The following is a 14080-nucleotide window of genomic DNA, read 5'->3' on the forward strand; positions in this document are numbered from 1 at the left end:
CTGCTCTGAGCGGATGCACTGGTCGAGCACGCACGCGCGCTGGTGGGATGAGCGCATGAGCGCGCACCTCCTCCCGCGGACCGCGACCGACGACGCTCCCAGGCAGGAGCAGCTCTGGCGCGAGGTGCTCGGCGCGCGTCTGCGAGCGCTGCGCATCCGCCGCGGCGCGACGCTCGCCGACGTCGCCGCCCGCGCGGGCATCGCACCGCAGTACCTCTCGGAGGTCGAGCGCGGCCGCAAGGACCCGTCGAGCGAGATGGTCGCGGCGATCGCGGGCGCGCTCGGCGTCACGCTGCTCGATCTCACGGTGCAGGTCGCGAGGAGCCTCGAGGCGGATCGGGCGGGCGCCGTCGTGCTCGACCTCGCCGCCCGCCCCGTGCGCGCGCTGCCGCCGATCGCGGCGCCGCCGCAGGCGAGAGGCGGTGCGGTGCTGGCGCTCGCCGCCTGACGACGGCCGGCTCGAGCGCTACCCCTCGAGCCCGCGCACGGGCTGCCGCTCGACGACGCGGTCGAGCACGCCGTATGCGACGGCCTGCTCGGCCGTGAGCACGCGGTCGCGGTCGGTGTCGTGCCGCAGCGCCGCCGCATCCCGACCCGTGTGCTCGGCGAGGATCGCCTCGAGGTCGCCGCGCACTCGGCCGAGCTCGTCGGCCTCGAGGATGAGGTCGGGGATCGTGCCGCGTGCGCTCGTCGCCGGCTGGTGCAGCACGATGCGCGCATGCGGCAGGGCCGCGCGCCGGCCGGGCGTGCCGGCCGCGAGCAGCACGGCCGCGGGGCCGACGGCCTGACCGACGCATGTCGTCGCGATCGGCGAGCGCACGAAGCGCATGGTGTCGTACACGGCGAGGGCCGCCTGGGGGTCGCCGCCCTCGCTGTTCACGTACAGCTGGATCTCGCGCTCGGCGCCCACGGCATCCAGGTGCAGCAGCTGCGCGATGAGCGCGTTCGCGACGCCCGCGTCGATGCCGGTGCCGAGGTAGACGATGCGCTCGGCGAGCAGGTGCGAGTAGACGTCGAGCACGCGGTCGCCGCGCGGGCTCTCGGCGATGACGTTGGGGATCGCGGAGGAGCTCATCGAGCGCCTCCGATGCCCATGGGCGCGCGATCGGGTCGCAGCTCGTCGATCGAGGTCACGATGCGGTCGACGAGGCCGTAGTCGAGCGCCTGCTGCGCCGTGTACCAGCGGTCGTGCAGCGAGTCCTCGAAGATGCGCTCGATCGGCTGGCCCGTGTCGTCGGCGATGCACGCGAGCACGGTGTCGCGGATGTGCCGCAGGTCGTCGGCCTGCACGTCGACCTCGGCCGCCGAGCCGCCGATGCCCGACGAGCCCTGATGCATGAGGATGCGCGCGTGCGGCAGCGCCATGCGCTTGCCCGGCGCACCGGCGGACAGCAGGAACTGCCCGGCCGAGCATGCGAGGCCGAGCGCGACGGTCGCGACGTCGTTGGGCACGAGCCGCATGAGGTCGCGGATCGCGAGCATCGACGGCACGGAGCCGCCCGGCGAGTGGATCCACAGGGCGATGTCGGCGCGGGCGTCGTCGAACGCCAGCTGCAGGAGCTGCGCCTGCAGCGCCGTGCCGTCGTCGTCGTCGAGCGCGCCGTCGAGCACGAGCACGCGGCGCGAGAGCAGCTGCGCGCGCAGCTGCGGCGAGAATGCGGGATTGGATGCGTCTGCCATGCGTCCACGCTCGCGCGGGCCGATCGGGCGCATCCAGCCGGCGCTGCTCAGGGCTGCGGTGCGCAGCCCTGAGCAGCGAGGCGGCTGCGGCTAGGCGTCGCCGCGCTCGCGCAGCGACTGCTCGAGCAGGCCCACGAGCGTCTCGAGGCGCATGTCGACGCTCGTCGCGTCCTGCTCGATGCCATCGAGGGCCGCCTGCGCGAGGCCGGCCTTCGAGTCGAGCAGCTCGGCGATGCGGGTGTCGACCGTGTGCGCGGCGACGATGCGCCACACCGTGACGGGCATCGACTGGCCGATGCGGTGGATGCGGTCGATCGCCTGCGTCTGCTCGGCATCGGTCCACGACAGCTCGGCGAGCACCATGTTCGACGCGACCTGCAGGTTGATGCCGATGCCGGCGGCCGTGAGCGAGCAGACCGCGACCGAGACCGAGTCGTCGTTCACGAACGCGTCGATCGCCGCCTGGCGGGCCGTCGGCGTCTGGTCGCCGCGGATCGACACGGTCTTGAGGCCGCGCTCGGCGAGCGTGCGCTCGGCGATGTCCATGGCATCCACGTGCTTCGCGAACAGCACGACCTTGCCGGCGCTGCGCGCGAGCTGCGCGGCGTAGTCGGCCGCGAGGGCCGCCTTCGCCGTGCCGATCTGGCGCACGAGGCGGAAGACGTTCTCGCCGGTGCCCGCGCCGTCGTCGCCATCGACCTCGCTCGTCGCGATGCGGCGCACGAGGTCGTGGTCGATCCCCAAGGTCGGCTCGGTGCGGTTCGCCACCGCGCGGTCGTAGCGCTGCACGAGGCGCGCGGCGAGCTCGCGCTCGGCCTCGCGGATCGAGCGCGCGGCCGCGGCGTCGAGCTCGACGGGCAGGTCGGCGATCGTGCGGGCGGGGATGTCGGAGGCGACGTCGACCTTGCGGCGACGCACGATGCCCATGTCGACGACCGCGTGGCGCGCCGCGCGGTAGAAGGCCGAGTCCATCGGCGTGAGGTGCGTGGCCTCGAGCGCGTCGGTGAGCTGCGCGTTCGGCTGGCGACCGTCGATCCAGCCGAGCAGCTGCCAGATGGCGCGGAAGTCCTCGATGTCGTTGATGAGCGGCGTGCCCGTGAGCGCCATGAGCAGCGGGTTCGCGTGCCGGGCGCGGATCGACGACGCGACGTCGAGGACGTGCCGCGAGCGCTTGGAGGTCGTGTTCTTGATGAAGTGCGCCTCGTCGACGACGAGGCCGCGGAAGCCGTGCTTGCGCAGCCAGCCGACGTGGCGGTCGAGCACCTCGTAGTTGATGACGATGACGTCGGCGAAGCCGTCGAGCGCTCGCCCGTCGCCCTGCACGATCGACACGGAGCGGCCGGGGATCCAGCGCTCCGCCTCGCGCGCCCAGTTCATCTTCACCACGGCGGGGCTCACGACGAGCAGCGGGAACGCGTTCGCCGCCTCCGCCGCGAGCAGCGCCTGGGCGGTCTTGCCGAGGCCGGGCTCGTCGGCGAGCAGGAACGAGCGGTGCCCGTCGGACACGGCGCCGATGAGCTGCGCCTGGTGCTGCATGAGCTCGAGGCCGCGGGGCGTGAAGCGGTCGACGCGGTCGGGCAGCTCCATCGTCGCGGCCGTGCCGTCGGCGCCGTACTCGAACGAGTGGAACAGCGGGTCGAGCAGGTCGAAGCCCGCGAGGCGATCGGGCTTCGGCGCCCGACGCGGCGAGTCGAGGTCAGGGGCGAGGAACGGGTTCGCGAGCTGCTGCGCCGTCACCGACGCCGGCACCACCTGGCGCTCGAGCTCGATCGTGACGACGGGGTCGGGCTCGGGCTGCGGCTCGGGCTCGACCTCGATGCCTGCGGCCTGCAGCATCGTGCGGCGGGCGTCCTGCGCAGCGGCCGAGGGCGGGGCGCCCTCGCCGAGCAGGGGCAGCAGGGAGGGGTCGCGCGAGGCGGCCTTGCCGAGGATGAGCGCGACGCCGTCGAGGCGCTTGAGCTCCTCCGCCCGACGCTCGTGGCCGAGCGTGGCATCCGCCTTGACCCGGGCGCGCTCCTCGCGCACGAGCATCGCGGCGGCCTGGAGCTTCGCGCGAGCGCTGCGGCTGGCCGCGCCGCGCTGCACGCTGCCCTCGACCTCGCGCGCGGCGCGCGCGAGCCTGGGGATGATGCCGCCCTCGCGGCGCTGCTGCTGCTGCTGACGCTGCTCCGGCCGCTCGGCCGTCGCAGTGCCTGCGCCCTGGCTGTCTGCCACTGCTCTCCTCTCGACGCGCGTGCGTCGTCGTGATCCGCACTGGGCGTCGAGATCGCCGTCGGCGCCCGGCGGATCCGCGAGGAGCGGATCGGCGAGTGCTGCGACGGACGAGGGGCGGGATCGGTCGTGCCAGAGATGACGGCGACGACCGGCCGGACGCCGGTGCTGCCGCCCATGCTAGCGCCTCGCGGCGCCGAATGCCCGCAGCCGTCGGTCAGGAGTCGCGCGAGCGCATGCGTCCGGCGACGCGGATCGCGTCGAGCCCGAGCGCCGTCGCCGTCATGACGATGCCGACGACCGCGAGCGTCGCGGCGACGACGACGCCGTGCAGCACCCCGAGCCCGATGATCGCGGGCACGACGAGCGCGAGGCCGAGCAGCACGCCGGCGACGAGCACCGCGACGCCGACCGCGGCGACGCTGCGCAGCACGCGCCGGTCGAGCAGGCCCAGCACGACGCGGTCGTGCCACTCGTGCCAGCCGTCGACGACGCCGTCGAACGCGCCGGCGCCCCGATCCTCGACGTCGACGCTCGCGACCGCGAGGCCCAGCGAGGCGGCGACGACGGGGATGCGTCCGACGCCGCCCGAGACGCGGCTCGCGATCGCAGCGGCCGCCGGCGCTCGCATCGCCACGTAGCCGGGCGCGGCCGCGCGCGCCAGGCCGCGACCCACGACCACGTCGACGTCGCCCTCGTCGAGCCGCACGAGCAGCGCGGGCAGCTCGGCGGGATCGTTGCGGCCGTGGGCGCCGACCGTCACGACCACGTCGGCTCGCGGCGCCGCCTCGCGCAGCGCACGAGCGAGGGTCGACGCCGCGACCGACGCGACCGGCACGGGTGCCACGTCGACGCGCTCATCGTCGGCCGCGTACGCGCTCGCCGCCGCGGAGACGATCGACGACGACGGCACCACGACGATCTCGAGGTCGAGCTCGGCGCCCTCGGCCGTGCCGAGCAGCTCGGGCACGAGCACGTCGACCATGTCGGCGTCGTGCGCGGGCACGAGCACGACGATGCGGGCGAGCGTCGCGGGGCCGCTCGAGGCGCCGTCCGTCCACGCCGAGGCGTCCGCATCCGCGATCGACTCCGCGAGCGCCGCGAGCCGCTCGATCGACGCGAGCAGACGCTCGCTCGTCGTCGCCTCCGCCCGAGGGATGCGCTGCTCGTCGTGCAGGTCCGTCCAGTCGTACGCGTGGGAGACGAGGCACGTGCCGTCGCCGAGATCCTCGACGTCCCATCGCCACTCGTGCCCGGGCTGCGCGGCGCCCGGCTCGGACGGCCGCCAGGCGATCGTGCGCCCCTCCTCGAACGCGACGACGTGGTTCTCGCGCTCGGCACCGTTCGTGATCGTCATGACGAACACGTCGCCGACCGCGTGCACGCGCTGGCCCGGCGCCGCGACGGCGAGGTTGTCGTTGCCATCCCACCCCGGCTGGCGCGCGGGATCCGCGATGAGCTCGAAGATCGTCGCCGCCGGTGCGTGCACCACGCGCGACGCGTGCACGATGCGCTCGTCCATGCGTGCGAGCCTACGCAGCGCCGCGGCGGCGCAGGGCGCGATCAGTCTCGGCTGGGGACGAGCATCGCGTCGGCGTTGTCGCCGATCCACGCGAGCAGCGGCAGCATGCGATCGACGAGCTCGCGCCCGAGCGGCGTGAGTCGGTAGTCGACGTGCGGTGGCACCGTGGGCCGCGACTCGCGCTCGACGAGCCCGTCGGCGACGAGGACGCGCAGGGTCTGGCCCAGCATCTTCTCGCTGATGCCGTCGACCTCGCGGCGCAGCTCGCTCCAGCGTCGCGTGCCCTCGCCGAGCTCGCACAGCACGAGCACGCCCCACCGGCTCATGACGTGGTCGAGCACCGTCCGCGTCGGGCACGCATGCGTGAACGCGCCCGGCCGCTCGGCCCGGATCTCCGCAAGACTCACCATCAGGTCAGTACCGTACCAGAAGGTGGGTACCGACGATCGGGAATGCTGATCGCCGTCACGTCGCTGCACGTCGATGACCGCACGCGGACCGCGCGATCGCCTCATCGAAGGGACTTCCCATGACCATCCTCGTCACCGGCTCCACCGGACATCTCGGCCACCTCATCGTCGAGCGGCTCGTCGCACGCGGAGCCGCCCCCGCCGACGTCGTCGCCGGCGCACGCTCCCCCGAGCGCGTCGAGGCACCCGAGGGGGTGCGCACCGCGGTGGTCGACTACGACCGCCCCGAGACGATCGCTCCGGCGCTCGAGGGCGTCGACACCGTCGTGCTCGTGTCCGCCTCCGAGCCCGGCAAGCGCGTCCCCCAGCACCGCGCCGTCATCGACGCCGCCGTCGCCGCAGGCGTGGGCCGCATCGTCTACACGAGCATCTTCGGCGGCGACGCCTCGCCGCTGCCCCTCGCGCCCGAGCACGTCGAGACCGAGGCGCTGCTCGCCGCCTCCGGCATCCCCGCCACGATCCTGCGCAACGACTGGTACACCGAGAACTACGCCGCCGACGTCGCCCGCGCCCGTGAGACGGGCGAGATCGCCGGCTCGGCAGGCACGGGTCGCGTCGCGAGCGCGAGCCGCGTCGACTACGCGGACGCCGCGGCCGTCGTGGCGCTCGACGACGCGCACGCCGGTCGCACCTACGAGCTCGCCGGCGACGTCGCCTGGACGTTCGACGAGCTCGCCGTCGCGATCGGCGAGGTCGTGGGCCGCGACGTGACGTACGTGCACCTCACGACCGACGAGCACGTCGCCTCGCTGCAGGCCGCGGGCCTGGATGCCGGCACGGCCGGCTTCGTCGCAGCGCTCGACGCGGGGATCGCGCAGGGCGGGCTCGACTCGTCCGATCGCACGCTCTCGCAGCTCATCGGTCGCCCGACCACGCCCCTCGTCGAGGGCCTGCGCGCGATCGCCTGACGCCGTTCGGCAGCGACCCCGGATGCGGGATGCGCGCGACGCGCATCCCGCACCCGATCGTGCGATCGCCGGGCCTCCGGCCATGTCGAGGGTTGCACCTACGCTCGCGGCCATGACGATGCGGCCCGTCGAATGGGAGATCCGGCACCCGGTCTCCGGCGACCTCATCGCCATCCTCCGCGTCGTCGCGCTCGGGCCTCGACGCGAGTGGTACGCACGGGCCGTCACCCCCGAGCCCGACCGGTCGCGCCGCACGCTCATCGGCTACTGGGCGTCGCCCGACGAGGCGCATCGCGGCGTGCTCGCGCTGTTCGAGCGCCGCACCGGTCGATCGCTCGGCACCGAGGCGCCCGCACCGATCGTGCCGATGAAGCCGCCGCCGGCCGCGGGCGAGCCGGAGACGGTCGCGCGCACACGTCGCCAGGCGTCCCGGGCATGACATGGCCATACACCACGACACGCGCTGCGAGAACTGGTAGCGGGCCTCTCACCCCTGTGCTCCTACGATCACCTCAGGCAGGGCGAATGGTCCACGTGAGGAGACGAAGTGTCCACGGCGAAGAAGCTGCAGGCGATCCGTGAGGAGACGGCTGCACGCGCGCTGCGCGGCGAGGCATCCGACGAGATGACCGAGGCGATGCGCGGCATCTGGGCCGCGCTCGACGAGATCGCGATCGCCGTCGACTCGCGCGGACGCGCATCCTCCGGCGACGGCATCACGCCTCGCGAGCTCGGACGCGAGCTCGGCCAGCCCGACCGTCGCATCCGCGCCTTCCTGCGGGAGCCCGACGACGGCGGCCCCTCCTTCGGCCACACGAAGCACAAGCACTGGAGCCTCGGTCCCGAGGATGCCGACCGCGTGCGCAAGCGCTTCGCGGCCTGACCCGCCTTCCGACGACGCCCGGACCCTCGCGGTCCGGGCGTCGTCGCGTCTGCGACCGGGTCGGGATCCTCGCGCCTGGACGTGCGCCGAATGCCCTGACGGAGGGAGGGGCGTAGCATCGAGCGCAACGGAAAACCCTATGTCGCAGGAGGTATTCCGATGAGCACCCGGCTGACCGTTCGCGAGATCCGCGAGCGCTCGATGGGGCGCATGCGTGCGGAGCGCGACCCCGACAAGGCCGTCGCGTACGCCCTCGCAGGGCTCTGGGACGCTGTGGAGCTGCTCTCGCGAGCGCTCGACGACGATGACGTCGACCCGGCGGCCCGCGAGGATCTCGAGCGTCTCGTCCGCTCCCTGCCCGTGCGCCTGGCGAGCGTCGAGCACGATGCCGTCGCCACCGCCGCCGTGGCCGGGCACCTCGCCGAGGTGCTGCATCTGCCGCGGGAGCCGCGACGGGTGCGGCCGAGCGCCGGCGCCGAACGGGCGATCCGGCGGCGCTGCGGCGCCTGACCCCTCCGAGCCTCCGCGAACGCACGAGGGAGCCCGCCTCGCGGCGGACTCCCCCCGACTCGACGCGTCGTGCGTCAGCCGCGCGCACCCCTGCGGCGGATGACGACGATCACGATCGCCGCGATCGCGGCGAGCGCCGCGACGATCGCAACGATGATCCCGATCGGCGCACCGGCGGCGTCGGCGTCGGCACCGGCAGCCTCGTCGAGCGCGTCCTCGGCCTCGGACGGCGCGGGCGCCGCCTCCTCGAGGTCCACTTCGGCGAGCTGACCCCGCACGACGCCCGGCACGAAGTCGACCGTGTGCGAGTCGCCGGTGAAGCCGGCCGGATCGGCCTCGATCTGCGCGAGCGAGAAGCCCGTGCCGGTGTCGACGCCCTCGGGGCTCAGCACGCCCGTGGCGAAGGGGCCCTGCAGGCAGCCCTCGCTCGTGCGCGTGTCGCCCGAGCCCTCGGGGTTCGGGAAGGCGATGCGCGGCGGACCCGAGGCGCCCTCGGCGGCCTCGTGGATGTGCGTCGCCGTGATCGCGGGGCTCTGGTAGTCGCCGGTCACGCCCGTGAGGGTGATGGCGTAGCAGATGATCTCCTCGTCGGCGTTGACGCGGAACTGGAAGTCGCCCGTCGCACCGGGCTCGCCCGGCGCGGCCGTGCCGTCGTTCGCGATCACCGCATCCGGCGTCGCGGAGACCGAGAACGCGCTCGTGAACGCATCGGGCTCCGCGACCTCGAGCGCGCCCTGCGCGAGCTGGCCGCGCACGACGCCCGCGGGGAAGTCGACCGTGTGCGAGTCGCTCGTGAAGCCAGCGGGGTTCGCCTCGAGCTCGGCGAGCGAGAAGCCCTCGCCGGTGTCGACGCCCGCGTGGTCGAGCACGCCGGTCTCGAACGGGCCCTGCAGGCATCCCTCGCTCACGCGCACGCCCGTGCCATCGTCGACCGGGTCGGGGAAGGCGATGCGCGGCGGACCGGGCTGCCCCGCCTCGGCCTCGTGGATGTGCGTCGCCGTGAGCGCGGGGCTCTGGTAGTCGCCCGTGACGCCCGTGAGGCGGATCGCGAAGCAGATGATCTCCTCGTCGGCGTTGACGCGGTACTCGAACCTGCCCGTCGCGCCCTCCTGGCCGGGCGTGGGCGTACCGTCGTTCGCGATGACGGTCGCGGGCGTCGCGGTGACGACGAACGCGCTCGTGAACTCGCTCGGCTCGTCGACGTCGGTCGCCGCCTGCGCCACGACGGGCGTCGTCATGGCGAGCGCGGCGGCGGCGATGCCGCCGATCGCGATCGCGCGGATGGGTCTGCGGTCGGACATGCCGTGCTCCCTCGACTCGGGGCCGCCGGATGCGGCCCTCGCGAGGGGATACGACGGCGGATGCGCATGCGTTCATCGCGATCTCGGATCCGTCGTGAACGCGCGCGGTGCGCGCGTCGTATCCCCCTGCGGACGTGCTGCACGGCGTGGCACCCTGTGAGGAGGCGGCGATGACGATCGCGATGCCGCGACGGACGGTCGGATGGGGGCGCATGCGCGAGCGACCCGCCGACGCCGTGCCCGCGGACGCTGCTGCCGGCGCCGGGTTCGACGCCCGCGAGGCGTTCGCGGCGCATGGCGGCGCGCTGCTCGGCTTCGCCGTGAACGCGCTGCAGGATCGCCCGCTCGCCGAGGACTGCGTGCAGGAGACGTTCCTGCGCGCGTGGCGTGCGCGGGCGTCGTTCGACGGCGCGCGCGGCAGCGAGCGCACGTGGCTGTTCGCGATCGCGCGCCGCGTCGTCATCGACGTGCACCGCGCCCGCGCTCGCACGCCGCGGCTCGTGCCGCACGACGAGCATCCCGAGCCGATCGCCGAGACGACCGACCCGCTCGAGCGGCTCGGCATGGTCGAGGCGCTCGCGCGACTGAGCGCGCCGCAGCGGGAGGCCATCGTGGCCATCCACCTGCACGGCGTCTCGTACGCCGAGCACGCAGCCGCGACGGGCGTCGCCGTGGGCACGCTGCGCACGCGCGTCTTCTACGCACTCCGCGCGCTGCGCGGCATCCTGGACGAGGTGGACACGACCGATGCATGACGACACCGCAGACCGGCACGCCGAGCTCGTCGCCGCAGCCCTCGCCGGCGATCTGACGGCCGCCGAGGAGGCCGAGCTCGCGGCGCTCGACGCCGCGCATCCCGACATGGTCGCCGAGCGCGCCGAGATGGAGGCGCTCGTCGCGCGCCTCGAGGGCGTGGACGCCTGGGACGACGTGCAGCCGTCCGACGAGCTCGCGGCGCGGATCGCCGACGCGGAGGCGGACGGCGCGCCCGTGCCTGCGCCGGCAGCGCCCGCGCCGGTCGTCTCGAGCGTGCATGACGCAGGGCTCGGCGGTGCTCCCGCGCCGGCCACGGCGGCTGCGCCCGCGTCGCTCGATGCCCGTCGCCGTCGGCGCCGCCTGCTGCTCCCGCTCGCTGCGGGTGCTGCCGCGTGCCTCGCGATCGGGGTCGGCATCGGCGCCGCGGCGTTCGGCGAGCGCCCCGTGCCCGTCGTGCAGGGCCCGCCCGGCACGCTCGGCGCCGTCGAGGACGTCGCATTCGTCGACGCCCCCGCCGGGCTCGCGATCACCGGGGCGCTCGTGGCGCACACGTGGGGCACGGAGACGGTGCTGACGATCGACGGCCTGCCGACGGGCGAGGCCTTCACGGTCGTGGTCGTGGGCGAGGACGGCACGGAGTACGCGTCGGGCGCGATGCTCGGCAGCGACGTGACGATCGACTGCCGCCTCAACGCGGCGGTGCTGCGCGAGGACGTCGCCGCCGTCGAGATCCGCGCCGCGTCGGGTGCGGAGATCGCGCACGCCGACGTCGTCGACGTCTGACGGGTCGACGGATGTCGGCGGTGCGTGGTTCGCTGCCGTGATGGAGCCGACGCACGCCGAGCGCATCGCCGCCGTGCGCGTCGCGGCGGCCGAGCGACTCGCGTCGCTCGAGCAGCAGCTCGTCGACCTGCGCGCGCTGCGGTCGGGCGAGTCCGACGACGACGAGCACGACCCCGACGGCGTGCCGCTGTCGGAGGAGTGGTCGCGACTCGAGGGGCTGCGCGAGGCGGCGGTCCGCACGCTCGCCGAGCTGGATGCCGCCGCCGGTGCCGCCGCACGTGGCGAGGTGCCGACGTGCGTGCGCTGCGGTGCCGTGATCCCCGCGGGTCGGCTCGCGGCGCGTCCGCATGCGCGCACGTGCGTCGCATGCGCCTCGTGAGGGCGCATCCGCTGCCTGTCCACCCCGCGCGCAGGGCGTCGCGACTCCCCTACGGTCGTCGCATGTCCACCGATGCACGACCGACCGAGCCCGAGCACGACCCCGACGACGCGCGACTCGGCGGCGCCGAGGATGCCGCGGTCGACGAGCGCGCCGAGGCGCTGCGAGCCCAGGGCATCATGCCCGACCTCGAGGCGATGCGCGAGGACGATCGCGAGGGCCGAGGCGACTGAGCCGCGCGGCGCGCGTCAGCGTCGGTGCCGGTGCCGATCGGCGACGCGGCGCAGCGGCTCGCCGCGCGTCGGGTCGAACGTCCACCCCGGCGTGCGAGCCGGGCGTCGCACGTCGGTGCGCAGCACCTCCGACTCCAGCGCGGTCAGGTCGATGCGTGCGTGGTCGAAGCCCAGACGGGCGAGCTGCCGGTGGAGCGCCTCGACTGCCTGCTCGCGTGTGTCGTAGTGGTCGCCCATCTGCGAAGCATGACAGGTCGCGACGGTGGCGCCGACCGCGTCCCCGTCCCCCGCCGTCAGCGAGACGACGCGGGCGCGAGGTCCGCCGTCTGCTCGTTCGCAGGGATGCCGGTGCCGCGGATGGTCCAGGGCAGCCCGAGCGCGCGCGACGTGCTCACGACGTCCTGCCGCTGGCAGTGCACGTGCGGCTCGGTCGAGCTCCCCGAGTTGCCGCAGGCGGCGAGCACGGCTCCCGCGACCACGAAGTCGCCCACGTGAACGACCGCGCTGCCCCGTCGGAGGTGGGCGATGGCGAAGTGCGTGCCATCGCCGAGCCGCAGCACGACGTGGTTGCCGAGCATGCCGCGCGCGCCACGCAGCTCGCGCGGGATCGACTCGAGCACGAACCACGCGAAGCCGAGCCACGACGAGCGGCTGCGGTGGTCGCGGATGTCGTCGACCACGCGGACGACCTCGCCGGCGGCGGGCGCGTGCACCGGCTCGCCGAACGCGGGGAACCGCTCCGGCCGCAGGAACGCCCCGCCCGCCTGGCCGAACACCGGGCGCTCGACGCCCTCGGGCACCGCGACGAGATCGACGGCGTACGTCTGCCCGTAGCCGTGCGTGCCATGGCTCGGCACCGTCGACGTCGGCGAGTTGATCGCCATCCACGCCCCCGCGACGGGGCTGTCGAGCTCGAGCGGCTCGCCGCCCGCGGCCGGCGCGGCGAGCGTCATGGCGTACGCGATCGCGAGCAGCGCCACGGCCGCGATGGCCAGGGCGGCACCCCCGAACCCGAGGTCGGGGCCGATGCCGAGCACGTCGAGCGCGATCCCCACGATCGCGAGCGCCGCGACGATGGCGCCCATCGTCTGGATCGCCATCCTCCACCGCGCGCACAGCATCGCCATGCGCCGAGCATCCCAGCCGCACCTGACCGGCCGCCCACCGACGCCCTCGGGCGTACGCTGCAGACAGGAGCTGGTCCACGAGGTTCCCCGACGATGGGAGCCCGGATGCCCGGCTCGACCCGATCCGCCTCCGCCCTGCGCACCCTCGGGCTGCTCGCGACGTCGTCGATGGAGCACGAGCGGCGGCTGCCCATCCACCCGCAGCATCTCGACCGCATCGACGCCGACGTGCGCGCGGCCATGATCGTCGAGCACGGCTACGGCGCGGACTTCCAGCTCGCCGACGACCACGTCGCGTCGCGCGTCGGCCGCATGGGCACGCGCGCCGAGGTGCTCGAGGCCGCCGACGTGCTGCTGCTGCCGAAGCCGCAGGCCGCCGACGTCGCCGCGCTGCCCGAGGGCCGCGTGCTGTGGGGCTGGCCGCACTGCGTGCAGGACGCCGTGGTGACGCAGACGGCGATCGACCGCAGGCTCACGCTCATCGCGTTCGAGGCGATGCAGCACTGGACTCGGCGCGGCGAGTTCGGCCTGCACGTGTTCCACAAGAACAACGAGCTCGCCGGCTACTGCTCGGTGCTGCACGCCATGCAGCTCGTCGGCGCGACAGGCGACTACGGCCCGCGCCTCAGCGCCGTCGTGATCGGCTTCGGCGCGACGGCTCGCGGGGCGGTCACGGCCCTGCGCGCGAGCGGCGTGCACGACGTGCAGGTGCTGACGCAGCGCGAGATCGCGGCGGTGAGCTCGCCCATCCACGCCGCGAACATCGTGCAGCTGCACGCCGACGACGGCCCGCTGCATCGCAGCTCGGTGCTGACGCCCGACGGGCAGGTGCTGCTGCCCGAGTTCCTCGCGTCGCACGACATCGTCGTGCACTGCACGCTGCAGGACGTCGCCGCACCCCTCACCTACCTGCGCACCGAGGATCTCGCGGGATTCGCGCCCGGCAGCCTCATCGTCGACGTGTCGTGCGACGAGGGCATGGGGTTCGAGTGGGCGACGCCCACGACGTTCGATGCACCGATGCTCACCGTCGGCCACGGCGTGCACTACTACGCGGTCGACCACAGCCCGTCGTACCTGTGGAGCTCGGCGACGTGGGAGATCAGCGAGGCGCTGCTGCCGTTCCTGCGCACGGTGCTCGAGGGTCCGGAGGGGTGGGCGGAGGATCGCACGATCGCGCGGGCGATCGAGATCCGCGACGGCGTGGTCGTGAACCCCAGCATCCTCGACTTCCAGGGGCGCCGAGCCGCCTACCCGCACGAGCTCGTCGGCGCCGTCTAGCGGACCGCACGGTGCGCGCCGGCGGGCCGCGGCGCG

General features: G+C 74.2%; 18 protein-coding genes. 10 read left to right on the forward strand and 8 right to left on the reverse strand.

Annotated elements, in window-relative coordinates:
• Window positions 1–55: 55 nt before the first annotated feature.
• Complete coding sequence (locus FS793_RS04625; RefSeq protein WP_144719023.1) at window positions 56–448, forward strand: helix-turn-helix domain-containing protein; 393 nt, start codon at window positions 56–58, stop codon at window positions 446–448.
• Window positions 449–466: 18 nt separating this feature from the next.
• Here FS793_RS04625 and FS793_RS04630 read toward each other — a convergent pair whose 3' ends face one another.
• The 5 genes from FS793_RS04630 to FS793_RS04650 form a co-directional block, all read right to left on the reverse strand.
• Complete coding sequence (locus FS793_RS04630; protein ID WP_144719025.1) at window positions 467–1075, reverse strand: ClpP family protease; 609 nt, start codon at window positions 1073–1075, stop codon at window positions 467–469.
• The gene (locus tag FS793_RS04635) at window positions 1072–1680 is read right to left on the reverse strand and encodes a ClpP family protease (RefSeq protein WP_144719027.1); all 609 of its coding nucleotides are present in this window, start codon (window positions 1678–1680) and stop codon (window positions 1072–1074) included. Before FS793_RS04635 ends, FS793_RS04630 begins: the two co-directional genes overlap by 4 nt.
• A 90-nt stretch (window positions 1681–1770) precedes the next feature.
• Window positions 1771–3894 carry a DEAD/DEAH box helicase gene (locus FS793_RS04640; protein ID WP_144719029.1) on the reverse strand — a complete coding sequence of 708 codons (2124 nt, stop codon included), beginning with the start codon at window positions 3892–3894 and terminating at the stop codon, window positions 1771–1773.
• A 214-nt stretch (window positions 3895–4108) separates the two neighbouring features.
• Entirely contained in the window at window positions 4109–5413 is a 1305-nt protein-coding gene (locus FS793_RS16730) for an SRPBCC family protein (RefSeq protein WP_186329321.1), read from the reverse strand.
• A 41-nt stretch (window positions 5414–5454) separates the two neighbouring features.
• The gene (locus FS793_RS04650; protein WP_144719770.1) at window positions 5455–5826 is read right to left on the reverse strand and encodes a winged helix-turn-helix transcriptional regulator; all 372 of its coding nucleotides are present in this window, start codon (window positions 5824–5826) and stop codon (window positions 5455–5457) included.
• A gap of 116 nt (window positions 5827–5942) precedes the next feature.
• On the opposite strand from FS793_RS04650, the gene FS793_RS04655 reads away from it, so the two are divergent.
• The 4 genes from FS793_RS04655 to FS793_RS04670 all read left to right on the forward strand — a co-directional run bounded on the left by FS793_RS04655 (window position 5943) and on the right by FS793_RS04670 (window position 8184).
• Window positions 5943–6791: an SDR family oxidoreductase gene (locus FS793_RS04655; protein ID WP_144719031.1), complete on the forward strand. Its 849-nt coding sequence runs from the start codon at window positions 5943–5945 to the stop codon at window positions 6789–6791.
• A gap of 112 nt (window positions 6792–6903) precedes the next feature.
• Complete coding sequence (locus FS793_RS04660) at window positions 6904–7230, forward strand: hypothetical protein (RefSeq protein ID WP_144719033.1); 327 nt, start codon at window positions 6904–6906, stop codon at window positions 7228–7230.
• Between the two features lie 108 nt (window positions 7231–7338).
• Window positions 7339–7674, forward strand: a complete 336-nt coding sequence (locus FS793_RS04665) for a hypothetical protein (RefSeq protein WP_144719035.1) — start codon at window positions 7339–7341, stop codon at window positions 7672–7674.
• A 159-nt stretch (window positions 7675–7833) separates the two neighbouring features.
• A complete protein-coding gene (locus FS793_RS04670) occupies window positions 7834–8184 on the forward strand; it encodes a hypothetical protein (protein ID WP_144719037.1) in 351 nt (116 codons plus the stop codon).
• Window positions 8185–8258: 74 nt separating this feature from the next.
• On the opposite strand, the gene FS793_RS16535 is transcribed toward FS793_RS04670, so the two are convergent.
• A complete protein-coding gene (locus FS793_RS16535; RefSeq protein WP_260980017.1) occupies window positions 8259–9485 on the reverse strand; it encodes a CHRD domain-containing protein in 1227 nt (408 codons plus the stop codon).
• Between the two features lie 170 nt (window positions 9486–9655).
• On the opposite strand from FS793_RS16535, the gene FS793_RS04680 reads away from it, so the two are divergent.
• The 4 genes from FS793_RS04680 to FS793_RS16120 all read left to right on the forward strand — a co-directional run bounded on the left by FS793_RS04680 (window position 9656) and on the right by FS793_RS16120 (window position 11636).
• On the forward strand, window positions 9656–10240 hold the full coding sequence (locus FS793_RS04680) for an RNA polymerase sigma factor (RefSeq protein ID WP_186329323.1): 585 nt from the start codon (window positions 9656–9658) through the stop codon (window positions 10238–10240).
• Window positions 10233–11024 (forward strand): hypothetical protein, encoded by a 792-nt coding sequence (locus FS793_RS04685; protein WP_144719041.1) that lies wholly within the window; start codon window positions 10233–10235, stop codon window positions 11022–11024. Before FS793_RS04680 ends, FS793_RS04685 begins: the two co-directional genes overlap by 8 nt.
• Before the next feature lie 40 nt (window positions 11025–11064).
• Entirely contained in the window at window positions 11065–11403 is a 339-nt protein-coding gene (locus FS793_RS04690; protein ID WP_144719043.1) for a TraR/DksA family transcriptional regulator, read from the forward strand.
• A 62-nt stretch (window positions 11404–11465) separates the two neighbouring features.
• Complete coding sequence (locus FS793_RS16120; RefSeq protein ID WP_186329324.1) at window positions 11466–11636, forward strand: hypothetical protein; 171 nt, start codon at window positions 11466–11468, stop codon at window positions 11634–11636.
• A 15-nt stretch (window positions 11637–11651) separates the two neighbouring features.
• Here FS793_RS16120 and FS793_RS04695 read toward each other — a convergent pair whose 3' ends face one another.
• Both FS793_RS04695 and FS793_RS04700 read right to left on the reverse strand, forming a co-directional pair.
• A complete protein-coding gene (locus tag FS793_RS04695) occupies window positions 11652–11873 on the reverse strand; it encodes a hypothetical protein (RefSeq protein WP_144719045.1) in 222 nt (73 codons plus the stop codon).
• Window positions 11874–11929: 56 nt separating this feature from the next.
• Window positions 11930–12763: a peptidoglycan DD-metalloendopeptidase family protein gene (locus tag FS793_RS04700; protein ID WP_186329325.1), complete on the reverse strand. Its 834-nt coding sequence runs from the start codon at window positions 12761–12763 to the stop codon at window positions 11930–11932.
• A 105-nt stretch (window positions 12764–12868) separates the two neighbouring features.
• On the opposite strand from FS793_RS04700, the gene FS793_RS04705 reads away from it, so the two are divergent.
• Window positions 12869–14044, forward strand: a complete 1176-nt coding sequence (locus tag FS793_RS04705) for a N(5)-(carboxyethyl)ornithine synthase (protein WP_144719049.1) — start codon at window positions 12869–12871, stop codon at window positions 14042–14044.
• The last annotated feature ends 36 nt before the right edge of the window (window positions 14045–14080 follow it).

Origin of the sequence: Agrococcus jejuensis (assembly GCF_007679035.1) — a bacterium.
GTDB lineage: Bacteria > Actinomycetota > Actinomycetes > Actinomycetales > Microbacteriaceae > Agrococcus > Agrococcus jejuensis_A.

Coding starts and splice junctions, on each gene's coding strand:
- FS793_RS16730 (WP_186329321.1), bottom strand. CDS start 5,413: ATGGACGAGCGCATCGTGCACGCGTCGCGCGTGGTGCACGCACCGGCG.
- FS793_RS04705 (WP_144719049.1), top strand. CDS start 12,869: ATGCCCGGCTCGACCCGATCCGCCTCCGCCCTGCGCACCCTCGGGCTG.
- FS793_RS04700 (WP_186329325.1), bottom strand. CDS start 12,763: ATGGCGATGCTGTGCGCGCGGTGGAGGATGGCGATCCAGACGATGGGC.
- FS793_RS04660 (WP_144719033.1), top strand. CDS start 6,904: ATGACGATGCGGCCCGTCGAATGGGAGATCCGGCACCCGGTCTCCGGC.
- FS793_RS04625 (WP_144719023.1), top strand. CDS start 56: ATGAGCGCGCACCTCCTCCCGCGGACCGCGACCGACGACGCTCCCAGG.
- FS793_RS04670 (WP_144719037.1), top strand. CDS start 7,834: ATGAGCACCCGGCTGACCGTTCGCGAGATCCGCGAGCGCTCGATGGGG.
- FS793_RS04695 (WP_144719045.1), bottom strand. CDS start 11,873: ATGGGCGACCACTACGACACACGCGAGCAGGCAGTCGAGGCGCTCCAC.
- FS793_RS04630 (WP_144719025.1), bottom strand. CDS start 1,075: ATGAGCTCCTCCGCGATCCCCAACGTCATCGCCGAGAGCCCGCGCGGC.
- FS793_RS04635 (WP_144719027.1), bottom strand. CDS start 1,680: ATGGCAGACGCATCCAATCCCGCATTCTCGCCGCAGCTGCGCGCGCAG.
- FS793_RS04655 (WP_144719031.1), top strand. CDS start 5,943: ATGACCATCCTCGTCACCGGCTCCACCGGACATCTCGGCCACCTCATC.
- FS793_RS04690 (WP_144719043.1), top strand. CDS start 11,065: ATGGAGCCGACGCACGCCGAGCGCATCGCCGCCGTGCGCGTCGCGGCG.
- FS793_RS04685 (WP_144719041.1), top strand. CDS start 10,233: ATGCATGACGACACCGCAGACCGGCACGCCGAGCTCGTCGCCGCAGCC.
- FS793_RS16535 (WP_260980017.1), bottom strand. CDS start 9,485: ATGTCCGACCGCAGACCCATCCGCGCGATCGCGATCGGCGGCATCGCC.
- FS793_RS16120 (WP_186329324.1), top strand. CDS start 11,466: ATGTCCACCGATGCACGACCGACCGAGCCCGAGCACGACCCCGACGAC.
- FS793_RS04680 (WP_186329323.1), top strand. CDS start 9,656: ATGACGATCGCGATGCCGCGACGGACGGTCGGATGGGGGCGCATGCGC.